The 19,333-nt window shown below is 39.3% G+C and carries 14 protein-coding genes; 5 read left to right on the top strand and 9 right to left on the bottom strand.

Going from position 1 to position 19,333, the window contains the following annotated elements; genetic code table 11:
• Window positions 1-67: 67 nt before the first annotated feature.
• Entirely contained in the window at window positions 68-946 is an 879-nt protein-coding gene (gene glyQ, locus F6K64_RS14090; protein WP_008185010.1) for a glycine--tRNA ligase subunit alpha, read from the bottom strand.
• A gap of 1,430 nt (window positions 947-2,376) precedes the next feature.
• Between glyQ and F6K64_RS14085 the strand changes: the two genes are divergently transcribed.
• Window positions 2,377-3,681, top strand: a complete 1,305-nt coding sequence (locus F6K64_RS14085; protein WP_008187222.1) for an MFS transporter — start codon at window positions 2,377-2,379, stop codon at window positions 3,679-3,681.
• A gap of 129 nt (window positions 3,682-3,810) precedes the next feature.
• Here F6K64_RS14085 and F6K64_RS14080 read toward each other — a convergent pair whose 3' ends face one another.
• The 3 genes from F6K64_RS14080 to F6K64_RS14070 all read right to left on the bottom strand — a co-directional run bounded on the left by F6K64_RS14080 (window position 3,811) and on the right by F6K64_RS14070 (window position 8,343).
• Window positions 3,811-5,316, bottom strand: coding sequence for an MBOAT family O-acyltransferase (locus F6K64_RS14080; RefSeq protein WP_008187219.1), 1,506 nt, complete (start codon window positions 5,314-5,316; stop codon window positions 3,811-3,813).
• Window positions 5,317-5,325: 9 nt separating this feature from the next.
• Window positions 5,326-6,456, bottom strand: coding sequence for a hypothetical protein (locus tag F6K64_RS14075; protein WP_008187217.1), 1,131 nt, complete (start codon window positions 6,454-6,456; stop codon window positions 5,326-5,328).
• 807 nt (window positions 6,457-7,263) lie between these two features.
• The gene (locus tag F6K64_RS14070) at window positions 7,264-8,343 is read right to left on the bottom strand and encodes an LLM class flavin-dependent oxidoreductase (RefSeq protein WP_287265649.1); all 1,080 of its coding nucleotides are present in this window, start codon (window positions 8,341-8,343) and stop codon (window positions 7,264-7,266) included.
• 469 nt (window positions 8,344-8,812) lie between these two features.
• Between F6K64_RS14070 and F6K64_RS14065 the strand changes: the two genes are divergently transcribed.
• The 3 genes from F6K64_RS14065 to F6K64_RS14055 all read left to right on the top strand — a co-directional run bounded on the left by F6K64_RS14065 (window position 8,813) and on the right by F6K64_RS14055 (window position 12,215).
• Window positions 8,813-9,808, top strand: a complete 996-nt coding sequence (locus F6K64_RS14065; protein ID WP_287265648.1) for a glycosyltransferase — start codon at window positions 8,813-8,815, stop codon at window positions 9,806-9,808.
• 202 nt (window positions 9,809-10,010) lie between these two features.
• Window positions 10,011-12,008: an ABC transporter ATP-binding protein gene (locus F6K64_RS14060; protein ID WP_287265647.1), complete on the top strand. Its 1,998-nt coding sequence runs from the start codon at window positions 10,011-10,013 to the stop codon at window positions 12,006-12,008.
• Window positions 12,009-12,044: 36 nt separating this feature from the next.
• Window positions 12,045-12,215: a hypothetical protein gene (locus F6K64_RS14055; RefSeq protein WP_287265646.1), complete on the top strand. Its 171-nt coding sequence runs from the start codon at window positions 12,045-12,047 to the stop codon at window positions 12,213-12,215.
• 93 nt (window positions 12,216-12,308) lie between these two features.
• Here the strand turns inward: F6K64_RS14055 and F6K64_RS14050 are convergent, their stop codons facing one another.
• Window positions 12,309-12,974 carry a sulfotransferase family 2 domain-containing protein gene (locus F6K64_RS14050; protein ID WP_287265645.1) on the bottom strand — a complete coding sequence of 222 codons (666 nt, stop codon included), beginning with the start codon at window positions 12,972-12,974 and terminating at the stop codon, window positions 12,309-12,311.
• 44 nt (window positions 12,975-13,018) lie between these two features.
• Window positions 13,019-13,540 carry a class I SAM-dependent methyltransferase gene (locus tag F6K64_RS14045; RefSeq protein WP_287265644.1) on the bottom strand — a complete coding sequence of 174 codons (522 nt, stop codon included), beginning with the start codon at window positions 13,538-13,540 and terminating at the stop codon, window positions 13,019-13,021.
• 34 nt (window positions 13,541-13,574) lie between these two features.
• Here F6K64_RS14045 and F6K64_RS14040 point away from each other — a divergent pair, with 34 nt between their 5' ends.
• Window positions 13,575-13,841: a hypothetical protein gene (locus F6K64_RS14040; RefSeq protein WP_287265642.1), complete on the top strand. Its 267-nt coding sequence runs from the start codon at window positions 13,575-13,577 to the stop codon at window positions 13,839-13,841.
• An 82-nt stretch (window positions 13,842-13,923) separates the two neighbouring features.
• Here the strand turns inward: F6K64_RS14040 and F6K64_RS14035 are convergent, their stop codons facing one another.
• From F6K64_RS14035 to F6K64_RS14025, 3 genes are all read right to left on the bottom strand, one after another.
• Window positions 13,924-14,877, bottom strand: coding sequence for an O-fucosyltransferase family protein (locus F6K64_RS14035; RefSeq protein WP_287265640.1), 954 nt, complete (start codon window positions 14,875-14,877; stop codon window positions 13,924-13,926).
• A 41-nt stretch (window positions 14,878-14,918) separates the two neighbouring features.
• Window positions 14,919-15,647: a hypothetical protein gene (locus tag F6K64_RS14030; RefSeq protein ID WP_287265639.1), complete on the bottom strand. Its 729-nt coding sequence runs from the start codon at window positions 15,645-15,647 to the stop codon at window positions 14,919-14,921.
• Between the two features lie 748 nt (window positions 15,648-16,395).
• Window positions 16,396-19,320 (bottom strand): multicopper oxidase domain-containing protein, encoded by a 2,925-nt coding sequence (locus tag F6K64_RS14025; protein WP_287265637.1) that lies wholly within the window; start codon window positions 19,318-19,320, stop codon window positions 16,396-16,398.
• Between the last annotated feature and the right edge of the window lie 13 nt (window positions 19,321-19,333).

Raw genomic sequence — 19,333 nt, 5'->3', positions numbered from 1 at the left:
TCAGTCGTGATTACTGGTAGGAATGCCTTGCTGCTACCGATTGGGTCAAGCTCTTTGTGTTCTAGATTCAAGCTATGGTCTGTTTATTGAGCGGGAACCCTAACATCTCTCGTTGTTGCAAATAGAGTTGAGCCACTCGCCTTGCTAGATTGCGAATTCTACCGATATAACGAGTTCGCTCAGTCACTGAAATCACACCCCTAGCGTCCAGTAAGTTGAAAGTGTGAGAACACTTCAGAACGTAGTCTAGTGTAGGCATAACAAGTCCTCGCTGGGTTAGTTGTTCTGCCTCTTGCTCGTAAAGACCAAATAGCGTGAACAGTAAATCTGGGTTAGAGGATTCAAAATTATAAGTACATTGTTCAACTTCTCCCTGAAGGTGAACATCTCCATAGCTAATTTGGTCATTCCACTGGATTTTAGTAAAAGCCTCTACTTCCTGGAGATACATAGCTAATCGTTCCAAACCATAGGTGATCTCAATGGGTACAGGACGACAATCAATGCCACCACACTGTTGGAAGTAGGTAAATTGAGTAATTTCCATGCCATCTAACCAGACTTCCCAGCCAACTCCCCAAGCCCCTAGGGTAGGAGATTCCCAATTGTCTTCAACAAAGCGAATGTCATGGTCTTCAGGGCAAATACCTAAAGCTTTGAGGGAATCTAGGTAAATATCTTGAATATTATTCAGTGACGGCTTGATCAGTACTTGGTATTGGTAGTAGTGCTGGTAGCGATTCGGGTTTTCGCCGTAGCGTCCATCGGTAGGTCTTCGGCATGGTTCAACATAAGCAACTGACCAGGGTTCTGGACCAATAGCTCTCAAGAATGTATGAGGACTCATCGTCCCTGCTCCTTTCTCGGTATCGTAGGACTGGGCAATCAAGCAACCATGTTTTGCCCAGAATTGATTCAATGTTGCAATCACTGATTGAAAATTCACTGACACCTCCAGTGTTTGGTAACGGTAACTTATGGCCAAGACATTTCTTGATGCAAAGGGCGAGTGGGGAGGGGCTGTGTGGGTCACGCCGTGATTCTCCTTTCTCCTTTGGAGACGCTGCACGAACAGAGACACTAAGTAAACGCACCTTGTAAGCCCCGTGGAAACCAGGCCAGTTGCTAATGGGTTAAACCCTGTAATAAAGCCATTTTCTCCCCAAGACCACCCTGCATACCTATTTATTCTGGCGCAAATGCCTTGTCAGAGCTAGGTTAGTAAGTTGTTCAACAATGGATTTCATGGTGCCAGTGCAAAGGGCTCTTCACTAATCTTGCCTCTGATGAATCCTGGACAATTACCGTAAATCCAGGTGAATTTCCCATTTCACTCGCGAGCATCGCAGCAGTCCCAATCCGCACTTACAGGCAGGATCGACAGACACGCCCGTCACCAGGTATGTATCTAAGATATACAAGAATTCCCAAAATAATGCTGCCGACTCCCGACTCCCGAACCAAATCTAAAGAAGCTACCCCTGTGACCTGAGAGCTTCCCCCTCTTCCCCTGGTCAGACCTCCGAAATGGATTCAAAAAAAAATTTAAAAATTCTAAAACCCTTGCCATACCTATGCTTCAAGGATTTATCAAGAAAAAAGTTTCGGTTTTAGGTTGACAAACGCTTTTTTACCCTGTAAATTAGTAAATGGCGATGAGGAAAGCCAAGCGCACCGCACCGCCCCGAACCAAGAAAAATCTATAGTTTGAGAGCCAATATACGGTCGCTACTCGTCAAGAAATTTTCAGGTTAATCTGACCTAATTATAGGACAGATTGGCCAAAACTAAAACCTAAAATTCCGAACTGGTTCGAAGTTAACAGTTATTATTACTGTTTACTAAGAGTCAGGGAAAGAAAAAAAACAACTTGAGTACCATGGAGAGTTTGATCCTGGCTCAGGATGAACGCTGGCGGTATGCTTAACACATGCAAGTCGAACGCCCCTTCGGGGGAGTGGCGGACGGGTGAGTAACGCGTGAGAATCTGCCTTCGGGTGGTATGACAGCATGATTGAAAGATCTTGATCGGAAAAGTAGGACAGTTCCATATTGAGCTCACTTTGATAGTTTACGCGAGTTTCTGGCTGCCCTAATTTTCTCTGATCACAATGAATTAGCCCTGGGGCTAGGGCGTGTTTTCAAAGTTTTCCGCAAGATTTAGATCCCCCCCAGCCCCCCTTAAAAAAGGGGGGAGCCATACTCAAAGTCCCCCTTTTTTAAGGGGGATTTAGGGGGATCTCCGAGTTTGAAAACACGCCCTAGGGGGGCTAAACCATACCCAGAATCAGCAACGCCAAATAAGCTGACGGCTGACGGCTGACGGCTGAATGCTTACGTTTTGTTACACAAAAGATGACAATGGTGTATAACTAGATGATAATTTTTCTGATCATCTGGATTGGACAATTTCTCTCCCTAGTAGGTTCTCGCTTAACTCAGTTTGCCTTCAATGTCTGGTTGTTTCAAGAAACCGGCTCAGTTACCCAGTTCGGCTTACTGGTTTTGTGTGGTAGCTTGCCTAGTCTACTCATTTCCCCAATCGCAGGGGGATTTGTAGACCGCTGGAGCCGTCGCTGGACGATGATTATCGCTGATTTTTGTGCTGGTCTTTGCACCTTAAGCATAGCTTGGTTATTCATCACAGGAAACCTAGAAATTTGGCACTTGTACATCATCGAAGCTCTTAGTTCTTGCTTCAGCACTTTTCAGGCTAATGCTTATGCTGCTGCCACTACTCTGCTAGTACCAAAAGAAAACCTACCTCGTGCCAGTGGCTTAACCAGTTTGGGGCGGGGTGTATCTAAACTGATTGCACCAGTTTTAGCAGGTATATTGCTGCCCATTGTTCACATCCCAGGCATCATTGTCATTGACTTTGCGACTTTATTTTGTGCCATTGTTCCCTTGATGGTAGTTACATTTCAGGAATTAAATAATCTAGATGAACAGACAGGGAACAAATCTTTTTGGAAGGAGGTTATCTTTGGCTGGAATTTTCTAACTACCAAACCTGGATTGCTAGCATTATTAATTTTATTTGCTAGCAATAACTTATTTACAGGAATATTTAATGTCCTTACTACTCCCCTAGTTTTATCTCTCACCTCCCCTACTGGTCTTGGGATTGTTTTATCCATTGGCAGTTCTGGAATAGTATTAGGTAGCCTGATGATGAGTATCTGGAAAGCTCAGGAGCATTACATCAAAACTATATTTGGCTTTACCCTCCTAGCAGGTCTTTTCATATTTTTGGCAGGTTTACGCCCTTCCCTGTCTCTATTCACGGTTTCTGACTTTTGTTTGTTAGCTATATATCCGGTTATTAGCGGTTTAGTGCAAGTCATGTTTCAAAAGAAAGTACCTCCAGAGATACAGGGAAGGGTTTTTGGTTTGAAAGATCCCATTGCTACTGTGGGTTTAACCCTTGGTTATGGGATCGCTGGCCCTCTAGACGATCTGATTTTTGAACCTCTGATGGCTCCTGATAGTATTTTAGCAGGAAATCTAGGAAAAATAATTGGCGTTGGCCAAGGTCGTGGAATTGGTCTTCTAGACATTGTTATCGGTTTAGTAGTAGTTGTTGGAACCATTGCGGCTTATCAGTATCCTCGCCTCAGATTACTGGAAGAGGAATTGCCCGATAGCATTCCTGACCAACCTTTGCCGAGCAAAAACTAATCACCAAAGCACAAGTATGATTCCACTCAAAAGAAGAAGTGATTTATCAAAAATGGCAGAATGAAATAGAATCTATCCCGATTTTCGGGGTTGCTGAACCAAAGAATGAATTGTCTGTTACTTTTAAACTTAGAATTGGAAGTAGATGAAAGGTTGATAAGCAACTCTAACCAAAGGTAAAATAGCTGAAACACAAAGTCCATAAATAGCCGCAAAACTCCAATTGGGAATTATACGCCACCAGTTACTAAACCAGTTTTTGTATGCTGCCCAATGTAGTAATACTAAAGGAATAAAGATCCATGCAGCTTGAAGTTCTAAGTTTTCAGTACCAGGAGAATTAAACAAGACAAAAGATTTGACAATAGTTAAGCCACTAAAAAAATCTTCACTGCGAAAAAAGATTCCAGAAGCACAAAACCAGTAAAACGTTAAAGGGACACCTAGAGCATTTCTAACAGGTAGTAATTTCTTGTAGGGAGATAGCCGTGTTGACCATTCTTTATGTACAGCTAAAGCTATACCATGTAATCCTCCCCAAACAACAAAGTGCCAAGCTGCACCATGCCATAGTCCCGTTACCAGCATAGTATAGATAAGATTACTATAAGAGAATATACTGGTTCTATCTTTTTTTTCCCGTCTTCTCATCAAAGGAATATAAAGATAGTCTCGGAACCAAATAGACATAGTAATATGCCAGCGTTTCCACAGTTCTGTGATGTTACTGGCAAAGTAAGGAAAGTTGAAGTTTAAAGGTAATTTATAGCCTAGTAAACCAGCAGATGCGATCGCCATATCTGAATATCCAGAAAAGTCGCAGTAAACTTGGATGCTCAAAGAGATTACACTTATCCAAGCACTCGCTACTGTATAAATCTCTGGATTAGCAAAATACTCATCGACTATAAGAGAAAGATTATCTGCAATACAGGCTTTCTTAAAATATCCTACCAGAAACAGCATCAAACAACTCCTAACCTCAACTTGACTAAATGTTTTCGGTGTCAATAACTGAGGTAAAAAGATGGCAGCACGAACAATAGGCCCAGCAACCAATTGGGGAAAAAAGCTGACAAACAAGGCAAAATCCCAAAAGTTTTTAGTTGGTTTGAGTTTACCTCGGTAAATATCTAAAGAGTAGCTGAGGGTTTGAAAGGTATAAAAGCTAATTCCTACAGGTAGAATAATTTGTAGAATGGGAAAACTTATAGGTAAGCCAAGTAAATTGAGAAAATTAGCCGCTGAATCAGTAAAAAAGTTATAATACTTAAAAAATCCTAAGATACTAAGATTGCCTATTAAACTCAATACTAGCCATAGTTGGCGTTGTCGGAAGTCTATAGGTTTTGACGCAAGGTTGTTCCAATCAAAGTTTTTTGTCCTATCAGTTTCCTTAGTTTCCCAATCTGGATTAGCATCATCAATTATAGGTCTTGATATCATCAAACCAATGATATAATCAATGATTGTGGAAGCCAACATTAAAGATAAGAAGCGCCAATTCCAAGCGGCATAAAAAATATAGCTACAAATGAGTAACCAAATTTTACGATGCTGGTGTTCGCTTAATGTCCAATAGATACAGAAAACTGTAAGGAAAAAAAATAGGAAGCGAAATTCGGTAAAAATCATTTCTAATTTTTATAAAGGATAGATTCCTGATTTTTCTGTTTCAAGATATTTAGTAAATTGTTCTGCCATAGAACGAGTAAATTCCCTTGCACCTCTGTCATTTAAGTGCACAAAATCCCATCTGTTGTCAACTTGATATAAAGTAGGGAAAGCTTCCGGATTGTTTAAAGCAAAAACTACTGATGTATTGCGGCTTTTATACAATTCCATTGCTGTTGTTTCTTCATATCCCACAGTTGGAGATATAAAAACAATGGGCTTAATTCCCTGTTCTTCGATCAGATCGCACATATTTTTGATAACTTTTAAAGTATAAGGTTTAAAGAGATTAATTGATGCAGTGTTCCTTTGCTTAAACTTATATATTTCTTTATCTACATTTTGATAATAATCATCTAAATTATTTAAAAGCTTTCGTCTAACATTGTCCCATTTGCTAGTATATTTAGCTAACCGATCTAAGGAAATATATCCAGATTCTTCTATCAATAATTGTTGTTTTGCAATCTTTAATGGGTTGGAGTGTAATACTTTTTGTTGCCAAAAATTAGAAAATCTACCCATCGATAAAATTCTATATAAGAAACTTTTTAAGTTGCCATAAGCAATAATAAATTTTAATCGGAGGGGATGTTTTTTTTCCAACATTATACGTAAAGCTAAGATGGTTTGCTTAGGAGTATGCCAATATATACTTCTGGCAGAACCTGAATTACGTAGTTTCTCATCCATAGCATCGGGGTATTCTATAAATAACCAGTTTAAATTAGCCGGTTTTAAAGCAATTATATCTCTTAAATAAAAGTCTATCTCTGCTACTGTTGCTCCACCAATTGCCCCATTAAAAGATTTAATTTCTCTGTTTTGCTCTGCCATTAATTTATCGAATAAATTAGGTACTATACCGTGTTCAGTTGTACTAGGACCGATAAAAATAGCATTATATTCATCTTTGTGTTCGGCAAAGTATTTTAGCTTAAGATTAACATTATTAGGAGAATTAAGAATGTTAGGATAAGGAAATATTATATTGGCAAGAACAAAAAATATTGTTAACGTAATTGTGAAAATAATACTGTAAGCAGTTGCTGTAAACAAATTATGATATTTACAATTTTTCCAGATACTAAATTGTGTCATAAATCATCATTTATTCTAAATTTATATGAAGCCATTATTCTGTGGAACGGTTTCAATTTTTGTTCTAATTTCGCTAATTGGTAAACAATTTTGTGATATTTCCTAGATTGAAATTATCGGCTACTTTATCTAATTGATACTCTTCCCTTTTCATTTGCCTCTATTATCTTTTTTCTAACATCTAATGAATATACTCTCATCCTCTCTTTTTCCTTTTATTCTACTCTCCTACTTACTGTACATCAAAAACCAGGAAATTGCTAAGCAGGTGCACAAAATTAATTACACAATTCAAAAATCTCCGTAATCCTTACACTGTAAGGGTTACGGAGATTTGTAGTCTGGTTGACTGACAAAACATTTCAGATCGACTGCTCAATAAGGGTTTCCGCACTCTCCAAGCGAACCCGGCGAAGCCCTTTAGTGGCAAAAGGCTTGAAGGCAAATGATCAAGCTTAAAATCTGAAGCCCAAAACGATCAATCCATAAGTGCATTTGCTGTAAGCCCTAGAACCCTTGTATATAGAGAGTTTCAGGGCTTCGCTCGTAAACTTTTGTCAGTCAACCAGGTTCATCAGCTCTCATGTATTTAGTAAATTGCTTGACACTTTCCATCTTCTTGATTGTAATTTGTGTTTAATTTTAGCAGTTTCCGGTTAATTTCAATACAATTAAAAAAAACTGGTTGTGATAGAAGCATTCAGTTATCAGCTAATGCACTACAGTAACAGCTTTTGAATAAACAGGTAAACTATCCGTTTAGTCTCTGTTACGGCAGGCTGATGGCTGGCATGATGTACTTCACGACTATATCTTTTCCATCTCCCTAACCAGGGGTAAAATTTCCTTACCAAAGTAGGTCATTGTTTCCAGTTCAGGCCAACCAGAAAAAATGAACTGAGAGCAGCCCATCTTTTTATATTCCATGATTGCTTCAGCAATATCAATCGGGCTTCCGACAAGGGCCATAGAAGACGGTCCATGGGCAGGTACAGCACCCTTCCATAACCAAGGGGTAAGCCAATTACCATCAGCTTCTTCTTGATAAGCAAATTTTATCGATTGGAAATCAGAGTTCTTAACAAATACTTCCTCAATCCATTGTTTGTTGCCAGTATTAATCAAAGAGTAAGCAGCTTCTATGGCTTCTTCACGAGTAGGTCTAGCAATTATAGAACCACGTAGACCCACCTCTATTCCTTGGTCAATTATGGTTTTAACACGTGGTCGCAGTTTATCTGGGGTATCGAAAAGAAGTAACCAACAATTACCTTGCTTTACAGCGAGTTCCTGTGCCGCAGGCGAACCGCCACCGATGTAAATTTCTGGGGAATTTCTCTCTGGTGCCACGAAAGGCGTACCGACTTGCCCTTCTTCAATATGGTAGTAGGTGCCTTTAAAAGTAAACCCGCCATTTTTTTGCCAAAACCCTTGACAAATCTCTAAAAACTCCTCGGCTCGCTGATAACGTTGATCGTGTTCGAGAAAATCGCCATAGTAGCCTTGCTCTTTTTGGGAATGACCCATAATTACATTTAAGCTCACTCTGCCATTGCTTAAGGCAGAAAGCGTATTAATTTGTTGCACAAACAAGGTAGGTGAAATTGCTCCAGGTCGATAGGCAACCATGAATTTCATCGTTTCTGTTGCCATTGCTAAAGCAGTGGAAAGTAGAATTGGATCTGGTCTGTAATAGCCGAAGGCAGTCAACAGGGAATCAATACCAATTTCTTCGGCACGGCGGCAGAAGAAAAGATTATTCTCGATATCTGGTAAATTCACTTGTTGCTCAGGTGAATTACTTGCCTGGAGTTTAGCATCTTGTGATACAACTCCTAACCTATTTGCTTGTGCGGCTAATCGCCAGTGGAATCTCAATGAGTTCATCTTAAAAAAAATCGGTAGTTTGGAAACTATTCAGCTTTAGCTACGGTCGGACAAATGTCTCGGCGACTTCAGTTGCAGTTCCTTTACGAGGCAGGGGAGTAACTGTTCCGTAGTTAGCCCTGGACGCTACAACAATGAGTAAACTTTAGAATTATAGGATTGATTGTCTATTATTGTTCCAGTTGACAAGATTTACTGCCACGTTTGATCATAGCGGTTTTTCTTGGCCTGAATAAGTATACATCAGTATACATAATTTTTATGCTATTTATTTGACCAATGTGTGAGAGTTGAACCTCCTACTGGTCACTCTAGGACAGCCCGAACCTGGTTGACAACTTTTCTAGCAGTGCGGTAATATAAATGCTGCGATTGGCTCGACCGTGAATGCCTGTGGATGAGGTGTTGCTGACTAGGGGAGCCGTCGGATTGGCGACTTACTCAGTTGAACCAATAAGTAAACTTCAAAATGTCACAATTAGTGGCGCTTTGTATCAGTTTTATCAAGCAGAAAATGCGTATTTACCTATCGAGTAATCATCAATATCCAGCTAAATTGACTGGAACGGCATCTCAACATACCACGGACCTGCTGGCTAAAGGCTTGGGAGAACTAGGACATGATGTTTTCTACAATCTTGGAGAGAAGGAAATTCTAGAAGCTTTGCCAGAAACCGTTAATCAGGTCAGGGAACGAAGGTTTGATGTTGATATTCTACAGCCTCAAGATGTTTCCCCATATGCTTCCTTTGATTCCTGTGGTAAGCCTTGGGTAAGAACATTCCAGGCTCCTTTTGGGAATCATGATGTTTCAGGTTTGTCAAAAAAGAATTGGATTTTTGTTTCACGCTCCCATGCCCAAAGCTATGGTTGCGATCGCTATGTTCACAATAGCATCGATCCGGCTGAATTCATCTATTCTGAAACCAAATCTGATTATTTCATTTTTTTGGTATGCGGTTTAGAAAGAGCCGTGTTGAAAGGATTTGGTCTCGCCTTGCTCTTAGTCCAAGAACTAGGTATCAAGCTGGTTGTGGCAGGTTCCAGTAAAAATGAGTTTTATCAACGTCAATTTGCTGCCATGTGCCGGGAGCAAGGGGTTGAATTTGTTGGTGAAATACGGGGACAACAGAAAGCCGAATTAATCGCTGGTGCTAAAGCACTCCTTGCCCCAACCCTGATCCACGAACCTTTTGGCTTAGTTGTGCCTGAAGCCTTAATTTCCGGAACTCCAGTAATTTGTAGCGATCGCGGAGCTTTTCGGGAAATAGTTTCACCTGATGTTGGCTTCATTTGTCGCAAACAGAACGAATATATTGCTGCTGTGGAGAAACTTAAAGAGATTTCGCCTCAAGCTTGTCGGGAAAAAGCCATGAAAGACTTTCATTATCTAACAATGGCGGCTAATTACGTTAAGGAATATGAAAAAGAAATATTATTTACTGAAAGTAAAGCTGTCAATTAATTGCCCTAACAACGAGAAACACAATTCAATAAATTGTTGAAGGGGTATGCCAACTTTGGTCAGATGCTTCTTTAGGAGCAAGACTTGCTGATTCTGCCTACGAATTAGTAAAAGCAGAATACTCTTGGCAAGCGGTGGGAGATAAGGTGGAGTCAGCAATTCGGAAATTGTTTTGAAACAAGGTTAATTAGAAGGGAGCCTAATGAGTCAATCCAGCGAACAGATAACAGCTAATGACCAAAAGAATAATCAAGATAATTCTGAGGAAGCGACAACAGCTAGTGAAAACAATAATAATGAGGAAACGACTAATCAAGATAACGATGAAAAATTAATCGCTAAACTCAAGCAATCTATTACAATTTTTATCAAAAGTATTCGTTTTTCTCTAGTTTTATTGTGGGCAACTGCACCAAAAGCAACGGCATTTGTAGTTATCGTTTTGTTGTTGCAAAGTTTAATTCCTGCTATCACAGTAGGAATTCAAAAACAAGTGGTGGACACGGTGGCTTCCCTAGTTCCGGGAGGAGACTATGACTTCAAAATAATTGCCATTCTTGTGTTGCTTTGGGTGGCAGCACTGTTCTTAGATAATCTGATCAGCCCTTGGGTTAACATTGCCTTTATGAAACTCTCAGATCAGCTCATGGCTAGTCTCAACCTGAAATTAATAGAGAAAGCTAATAGCTTTGCTGATATTAATAATTTTGAGAATCCGGAGTTTTACGATGAATTAGAAATGCTTCAAGGACAAGTAGGTCAGGAGCCAATCAGCCTTTTAAGGGTTTTTTCAACCAGTTTAAAAATACTGGTCACCCTCACAACTATGTTTGCTTTATTGTTTACTGTAGACTGGTGGATTCCCCTATTAATTTTACTAACATACCTACCGCAAACTTATGCTTCTTTGAAACTTGAGTCAGGGATTTGGGCAGCAATTTTTCATAAAAGTCCTCAAGCTCGCCGCATGAAGTATTACTCTGGATTGATGCTAACAGATACCTATGCTAAAGAGGTACGTCTTTTCGGACTGAACTCTTTGTTTAGTCAGCGTTATTTAGAAGCTTTTGAAGATAGGCATCAGCTAATTCATAATCTGCAAAGTAAACAAGCTTTGATTTTAAGTGCCCTGGGAATATTAAGTGTTTTGGGCAATGGATTTTGCTTTTGTTGGGTGATTCTGCAAGCTTTAGCTGGTCAATTAACTCCAGGAAGTATCTTGTTGTTAATTCAATCCCTTGGTTATGTTCAAAGTAATATCAACCAATTGCTCATGCTTTCAAGGATGATGCAAAGATCGATGTTGTTTATGGAGCTATTTTTCAAATTTATGGATTCTCAATCTATTATGCCAATCTGTATTCCAGGGAAGCCCACACCTAAACCAATAAGCTCAGGTATTGTCTTTGATGATGTAGAGTTTGCTTATTCAGACGGCAGAATTGCTTTAAGCAACATTTCTTTGAGGTTAAATCCTGGTGAAACTGTCGCTATAGTGGGTGAAAATGGTGCTGGTAAAAGTACCTTAGTTAAGCTTTTAGCTCGCTTGTATGACCCAACTAAAGGAAATATTTTTGTAGATGAGGAAAATCTCAAAGATTTTAATATTGAACAATGGCGGCAGCAAATTGGTGTGGTATTTCAAGATTTTTGTCGCTATGCTCTCACCATTGGCGAAAATATTGCCTTGGGGGATACTTCAGCAATGGATGACTTAGAGAAATTAAAATGTGCCAGTGAAAAATCAGAAATTGCAGCTAAAGTGGAAAAGCTTCCAGAAGGATATGCAACGCTTTTAGGCAAGCAATTTAATGGTACTGAACTGTCTGGAGGAGAATGGCAAAAAATAGCGATCGCCCGCGCTTTTGTGCGGGAAAACGAAGCCCAAATTATGATCTTAGATGAGCCAACAGCAGCTCTAGACCCCCGCAGTGAATACGAAATATATAGTAGTTTTGCTGAATTAGTCAAGGGAAAGACTGCCATTCTAGTAACCCATAGACTAGCTTCTGTACGTCTAGCAGATCGAATTCTAGTGCTGAAAGCTGGCAAGTTAGTTGAGGTGGGTACTCACGAAGAACTGTTACGGCAAAATGGAGAATATGCTACCCTTTGGAACATGCAAGCAAAGCAATATAAAATCGAGATAGAGAGCAACAGAGTTGAAAATTTAAACTCAGCATTACTGCTTAACCAGTAACATGACATAAAGAGAGCTAGTGTAAGTATTCAGCTAATGCGCTACGCGCACGCTACGCGAACAGCTATCAGCTATCAGCTATCAGCTATCAGCTATCAGCTAATGCGCTACCTCCCAGCGTCGTTCGCACAGCGTGGCCATTCGCGTAGCGTGGCCAACGGCCAAGGCCAAAGCCTGTGCCACGCACGCTACTTGAGGTGCTTTTGAATAAAACAAGTAAGCATTGCTTTAATCTCTGTTACGTCAGCTGACGGCTGACGGCACCTCAAGCAGCGTGCGCGTAGCGCATATGCTTACGAGCTAGTCACTGTTAAAGCTGTAGCCTAAGTATTCAATATCTTCAGCATATAGTTCTCGAACAATTTCCACTGTTTCCTCGTCATAATAGTCACTATAGTGTTTTGGATCTTGACTATTGTTAACATGAGGTAGAGTTTTATTTTTTATACCTAGTAACTCACAAACTGCTGCAAAATCCTGCTTTAAATTTTCAAATCTGCCTATAAAATTACAATTATCTTTTGTTTTTCTCGGGATACCAAACAAATATTCCTGATTGTAGTCTAGGATGAACTCTACTTGTTTTTTTGAATGATAGTGGTCAAAACCACTTAGCTGTTTTGGCTCTCCCTCTCTAATTAACTTTGCGTATTCATTAAGGCTGAGATTTCTCTGAGGTCTGTGGAAGTAAGTATTTGGCCTATTATCGGTATGTTTTATTACTCTCTCGCTATGTTTCCATATAGATACAAATCTATCAAATGGATTTCTAATAAATGTCAAGGTAAAGTAATCAGGATATAGGTTGAGTATCTTAGCTAACCCATCCATCCTCATCGTGTATTCTAGTCCTTCTTCTTTTTGCCATCCCAATGCCTTTACTTCTTCTTTGAAGAAAACTTGCATAGACTTACCAGCACATTTTGGTATGTGTATGAAAATAAATTTATTATCGTGTGATATCATTACCTGCAACTTTCTTAGTTTGTTTAATTTATTGTTCTCTCAGATCAAGGAAAAGCTACTAGAACATCATTTTCTATTTTTCCATCTTCATAAATAAGCGAGTAATCACTATTTATTTTTTTAATTTTGTTGATGATGTTATCTTTAACAACTGATTTACCCCAACCATCTTGGGAAAATAGACGTAGATCGTCAATTAATATGCTGTGTGTTTTGATTGGATGATTAGCGATCGCGTCAAGTTCTTCATATAGAGGACAAGACTTTTCTCCCTCATAACCAAGTATAGTATGAGCATCTAGCCAAAAAGTAATATTATAATCTATGTTACTAATCACCTTTGGTAAACAATACAATGAGTCACCTAAAATTATTTCTACAGTTCCTCTATCGATTTCTGTCTTAAATCTTTCCACTGCATTATTATAAAACTCTTCGGCAACTTCAATACTATATATTTTTTGGAAACCTGATGCTAAAGCAAGAGCAATTCCGTCACCTTTATAGGTTCCTGTTTCAACAAATACAGGATTGATATACTTGGCTAAATCAAACTTAATTGGCATAATTTTAATCTCCTATAGGTTTTGTATTTGATTTGTGAACATAGGATTAATGGGAACAGGGAACAGGGAACAGCGGATCTGGGAACAGCGGATCTGGGAACAGCGGATCTGGGAACAGGGAACAGCGGATCTGGGAACAGCGGATCTGGGAACAGGGAACAGGGAACAGGGAACAGCGGATCTGGGAACAGCGGATCTGGGAACAGGGAAGATAGAAGAGGCAAGAGGCATGCATGCTACAGGGGCAATAAATTCTAAGTTTTATTGTCCAATAAAACAAGACCTCCTTTGTTTAATCTGAGTTACATCACAGCGTTGAAGCCTCTGCCACGGCTGAATGCTGACCGCTGACCGCTGACTGCTGACCGCTGACCGCTGAATACTTACGGATAAACTAAAGGAATATTTCCCAGAGCGGCAGCATATTCACTAAAGCTTGAATAATAAGAGCCGATAATTTTTTGGCATTTAGAAAGCAAATATAAATCTATCAGAGAATTTTCTACAGAAGTTTGGCGCTTTTGTGAATCATCGAAAGTTTGACAATAGCTAATTATTTGGTCTGGAAATTGCTCGGAGATTAACGTTTTTGTCCCTTCGTTATCTGTAGCTAAGAAAAAGTTAGAGCATCCATTAGCTATTTCTTTTTCTATAGCTCTGATAAACTTATCATCTGAAGAAAAGTGTGACTCTAATCCTCTAGACTTTAGGTGCTTCCAGAGGTCTGTGCGTCTAATATGTATCCCAATCATGTCGTTTTGCCAATACTTTTCCAGAAATTTTTCTATTTCCTGAAGCAAGTTATCTTTAAGTTTCATTTGCCTGACAAATTTTAAGTAATGTTTTCTAAATGTTTCATGATCTATACTATCCTGAAGATACCTCTGGTGAATTGAATGCCATTTGTGTTCAGTTACATACAAGATGTTGCAGGAATCTTCATTTCTCAACAATTTTAGGATTGACTGAGGAGATATAGTTTCACATACAGTTTCACAAATGTCCTCAAAATAACAGTTACAAGCTTCCTCTGGATGCCAGCACATCAGTAGGGGAATATCCCAAAAGTAGCTCAAACAAAGGTAGGCGCATAAAGCACGCAAGCGGTTGCAAAGACCGCCTATTGCTGCATAGAAAATAATTTTTTTATAGGGCGGTTGATTAATTGTGGCAATAGAGGCAGCTTGATAGACCGCTTCTCTAATATACTTAGCAGCATCTAATGTACTAACATTAGATGTCAAATCAATGCTTTTTTGGTAAGCCTGTAATGCCTCTGCTATTTTACCTTGCTCTTTTAATCGATCGCCTTGTTCAAAATAAAAATTATTTGTCATTTTTTTCGATTCAATTATCATAGCAAAGTAAATTATAGGTATTATAAATAGTCCAAGGCAGAGAGGATATGGCCAAACTTTTGGTTTAGATTATCTATAGTTTCAGGTTTAAGATTATTTTTGAAATCTCCAGAAATCATTTTACGTCTGTGAGTATTGGGGTCTGCATTTTGGGGATTTACTTCATCAGATAATTGCTTAGACAAGCCGCTTATATCTTGTGAGGAAAGTTGAAAAGGTTGAACGAACAAGGTTAACCAACTCTCAAAATTATATACCATATCTTCATACTTGAGTAGGTTAACATTAGGATGACCAATAAAGTGATTTAGATATTTTTCATATCTGTCAAGGTACTCATCACTGAATGAAATAACAAACTTATCTATTCCCCAAGAAAGCCACTCGTCTCGCTTCGATTGATCGAACCCTTTGTGAATTTTTGTCCAAGAAAAAAACATTGAATTCAGACCATCTCTGGGGTCTCGTAGGTGTAGGTTTACAAAACAGCTATCTAAGTCTATCTCTAGGGGATAACGCATAGGGCCAATACACCCTGTATCTATAGAATTAAACTTAGCAAGAGCTTCCTGGCAAAAATTTTCCCTAGGTGGTCGAAAATAGAATAAACTATCACTTAACTGTTTATTATTGGGAGAATAGTAATTAATTTTAGCCAAAGCACTGGCTTCTATAGTTATTTGGTGCAAGAACATTGAAGCGGCTTTATGTACTGTAAAAACAGCTATTTTTGTGATTGGTTTAATCATTTAGACGATAATTTAACTGCTTATGAAAAGTGATAAACCCCTTTAATTTAAATCTTTTAAATTATTGATTAAATCATAATCCAGGCTAGAATTTGTCTTGATTTCTTTTTTTATAAACTCCTCCACACTATCTGAAGCCGATGGCCATTAATTGGGATATGGGTTTGGTAGTCCAGAAGAGGGCGCTGACACTCCACTGGACTGGGCTGGAAACACTTAGCTGCTCCATAAAATTGGTTCCTAAAAAAGATGATACATCAAAATTGGAAAGTTTCAAGTCAAGACTCATCCACAAAAAAATTCCCCGGCTTCTAGGCACCGGGTACATCTCACTGTCCTGGGGGGGCGACAATCTGGCCTGTAGACTAGGTGGGAAGAGGGATTGAGATAAATGACAAAAAAAGATAGGTTGAAGACTGAGGGGGTGACATGAGCCCCAAAAAGCTTACTCTATAAGGCTTTGATGCCAATAGGCTGATGGAAGATACAGTCCCAAATTAACCCTCAAGTCATTTTCTGGAAGCTCAAACCCTTATAACTACGTCCAAAGTCAGCCCAAAACAGAATGTATATTTTAGGTGCGACCCGTGGGGAATTAAATTCCCCACGGGTCGCACCTGAAGTAAATTATGGGCTAAAATTATTATCCAGTAAGGATTTCAGCTTATATCTCACAGCCCCACCTCGGTAGTGGTAAAGATGTAGTGATTTGGCTACAGTGTAGTCAAAGTTTCGGGGGTTAAAATCACTAATTTTTTACCTCCACATGCACATCTATACCAAGAAAGTCTATTATTCCTTTGGAAATACCTTTCAATCGTTTCAGGTTTAATTCGCTAAATGCTTTTGGATTGATCACTTTCAGATTATGCATCATGCCTCGATCTTCATGTGCTAGTATATGGCAGTGATAGACAAATACACCTGTAATGAAGGGATTTACGAAGGGAATACGAACTGTTGTTACGCTGTGTGGAGGTAAGTTAATTACATCTCGATATCCTTGGGGTTTTAGGTTACATTCTTGTCCCTTAGGTACTTCTTTGGTAGAATCACCACCTTGATCGGGATCAAAATCAGGATGATTATTACGATAAGGAAGAGTCACCTCACTATCATCACAAGATCCTTTATCTACCTGGTAATTATTGTATGTCTCGGGAACAGCCTCCGACGAAGGAACAGGAAAAGTAGCCTTAGTCACTACGAAATCAAGCTGGTGTATGTGGAAAACGTGGGGATTATCATCTGTATTGACCAAATGCCACTCTTCTATATCTCCCACGTTAGAAATTTTATCGATCCGATTTCCATCAAATACTTCTTTGATTTTTTCATTATCAATTAGATTGTCTGGATTTTGTACCAAATGTGCTTCTGCTTGCGTTTCAAATCCTTTTAGAAAAAACTTACCATCGCCTGAGCTGAAATAGAAGTAACGTTTCTGGGTACGTGGATCTGTATACGCATTTGATGGAGTTATGCAAGCTTTATAGAGCACCTTTTCCTCCAATTCTTGATCAGGAACTCCCTCAATTTTCAGATATTTTCTCAGATATTCTTTCAATGCCTCCTTCTGAATACCTGTTAGCTCATGTAATTTATCACATGAGGGCAATCCAGCTACTTTATCAGGATCTGGCAGTATCTTGTCTATTTTAGATGGTGCCTGATTTCTGATGAAGTAATCTAAGTCTGTATTTCCTTTTGTAGTTCCGCCGATGCAAGTGTGTTTAAATGGATTTACATTACCGTCACATACAGACACAGTCAATTGATCATTTGTATCTTTTTTATAGGTGTAGGTTTCTATGGGGTCAGTATCTTCTACCTTAACAGTTGCTAGCAAGTAGCTTTTTTGATTTCCTAGGTTAACCCACTGTTGCTGCTTTGTGGTCAAGTCGGTGTCAAGGTCAGAAACTAGATTATATGTGCTACCTTTTGGACCTCCTACTACAAGAAGCTCTACTCGGGCAGCAGGTGGTAATAGAACTGAGTTAGTTGCTACTGGATTTGCAACAACATCACCATCACGGGCCAAGATATAAAAGTTTGAGTTACCCCAGGGTTGAGTAAATTTGGGTATTGCATAATCTTGTATGTCTGAGATGTTAGTTATTTTACCAATAAAACTTCCTTCTTTTAATTGAACATTTTCGGCTGGGGAACCTGATAAAGAAGCTGTTATTTTAGCTTTTTTTATTTTACCGCTTATACTTCCGTCTGCCTTTATTACTATTTCATTCAAATCTGCACTTGTTATTTGAACATCTGTAATATTTGAATTATCAATTACAGTTACATTAGTAGCATTGATACCTTCTAAACTGCCTTGATTCGATGCAGACAAGTTGATCTTATTAAACGAGATAGTACCATTTATATTACCATTTTGCTCATCCACTTCTATGGAAGCATCTGTTATATTCAATTCGGTAGTATTTAGTGTATTACTCCAACCTGGATCTTTGATACTTTCTAGGGCAATATTCATGTACCGATCCGCCCCTATATTGGCAATGCGCCATAACTGAATCTCTCCAGGCTTTATTGTTATTTTTGGGTTGACTTGACTATTGAGAACGAAACAATCCTCCTTCCCTGTGCCTAAAACATCATTAAAGTCCTTAAACGTCATCACCTGTTGAGCTATTTGTGGCTCAAGGCTGTTTGCTTCAAATTCAGCCTCTAGTGGAACATTTATCTGTGCTTGGAGTGCTGCTACAGGTTTGGCAAATTGTTCGTAATATTCATCATTCCCCTTGATAATAATGCCACCTGAGAGACCACCCCGAACCTGATTATCGCTCATTGAGTGGGCGTGGGAATGATACCAAAATAGTCCAGACTGATGGATGTCTGGAATCAGGAACCCCATATTGTAATCAGCTATCGAACCATATGTAGAATTTGAAGGATTATCACCCGGATAATAACCACCAGGAAGGTTTGCGCTTGTGCCAGTGGTTGAATCAGGTGTTGTCTGACCAAGTGGGGTAACAGGTATCAAATCATAAGTTTGAGTATTCCCTGTAGGAGCAAGCGTTACCTGGTTGCTATGATCATTATCTATTATTACTAGAGGGTTTCCCTCTGGTAGCGGGATTTCTTCTGGTTTCGGTGTCACGTTAGAGTGAACTTCCACCAAAACATCATCAGCACCCAGTAAAGGTGATACGTTGAAGCCATGATAATGAAGGTTAGTGTATTGAGATACACTCTCTAAATTTTCTTTTGTTTGTGGTAATTTCCCTGCCAATTGAACATTTACTGGTAAGTCATTGATGAGGTCTACGTTTAAGTTGTTATCAACTATTATATTTTTTCCTCCTACTTCCCTCTCCTGACTAGGAGACACCTCGATCACAGGTGGCGTATAGCTTAGCGGCTGCTCATCATTTAGTACTGTCCCATCCCTCTTAGTGTATTTAGCTCCGTAGAGGTAGCCTTGGTAAGTTTGTTCTCCTTTTCCATTTCCCTCTAACGTGAAATCGGCCTGAGTTGCACGTAAAGTAACTGGACCGTTATCCGCATCTGCAAATGGCGGATTTTTAAAATCTGGCTGATCTTCGCTTGGGTCTGGACGCCTAAGTGTACATACATTGACAAAAGGTCGTACAGTATCACCCTCACCCACAGCGACAGCTTTCCCTGTAAAGGTACTGACAGCCATAAGCGTGCTCACT

Origin of the sequence: Moorena sp. SIO3A2, from assembly GCF_010672265.1 — a bacterium.
Lineage (GTDB): Bacteria > Cyanobacteriota > Cyanobacteriia > Cyanobacteriales > Coleofasciculaceae > Moorena > Moorena producens.
The sequence above is the reverse complement of the archived record's forward strand: the minus strand, read 5'-3'. Positions and strand labels throughout refer to the sequence as shown.

Coding starts and splice junctions, on each gene's coding strand:
- F6K64_RS14085 (WP_008187222.1), top strand. CDS start 2,377: ATGATAATTTTTCTGATCATCTGGATTGGACAATTTCTCTCCCTAGTA.
- F6K64_RS14080 (WP_008187219.1), bottom strand. CDS start 5,316: ATGATTTTTACCGAATTTCGCTTCCTATTTTTTTTCCTTACAGTTTTC.
- F6K64_RS14075 (WP_008187217.1), bottom strand. CDS start 6,456: ATGACACAATTTAGTATCTGGAAAAATTGTAAATATCATAATTTGTTT.
- F6K64_RS14070 (WP_287265649.1), bottom strand. CDS start 8,343: ATGAACTCATTGAGATTCCACTGGCGATTAGCCGCACAAGCAAATAGG.
- F6K64_RS14065 (WP_287265648.1), top strand. CDS start 8,813: ATGTCACAATTAGTGGCGCTTTGTATCAGTTTTATCAAGCAGAAAATG.
- F6K64_RS14060 (WP_287265647.1), top strand. CDS start 10,011: ATGAGTCAATCCAGCGAACAGATAACAGCTAATGACCAAAAGAATAAT.
- F6K64_RS14055 (WP_287265646.1), top strand. CDS start 12,045: ATGCGCTACGCGCACGCTACGCGAACAGCTATCAGCTATCAGCTATCA.
- F6K64_RS14050 (WP_287265645.1), bottom strand. CDS start 12,974: ATGATATCACACGATAATAAATTTATTTTCATACACATACCAAAATGT.
- F6K64_RS14045 (WP_287265644.1), bottom strand. CDS start 13,540: ATGCCAATTAAGTTTGATTTAGCCAAGTATATCAATCCTGTATTTGTT.
- F6K64_RS14035 (WP_287265640.1), bottom strand. CDS start 14,877: ATGACAAATAATTTTTATTTTGAACAAGGCGATCGATTAAAAGAGCAA.
- F6K64_RS14030 (WP_287265639.1), bottom strand. CDS start 15,647: ATGATTAAACCAATCACAAAAATAGCTGTTTTTACAGTACATAAAGCC.
- F6K64_RS14025 (WP_287265637.1), bottom strand. CDS start 19,320: ATGGCTGTCAGTACCTTTACAGGGAAAGCTGTCGCTGTGGGTGAGGGT.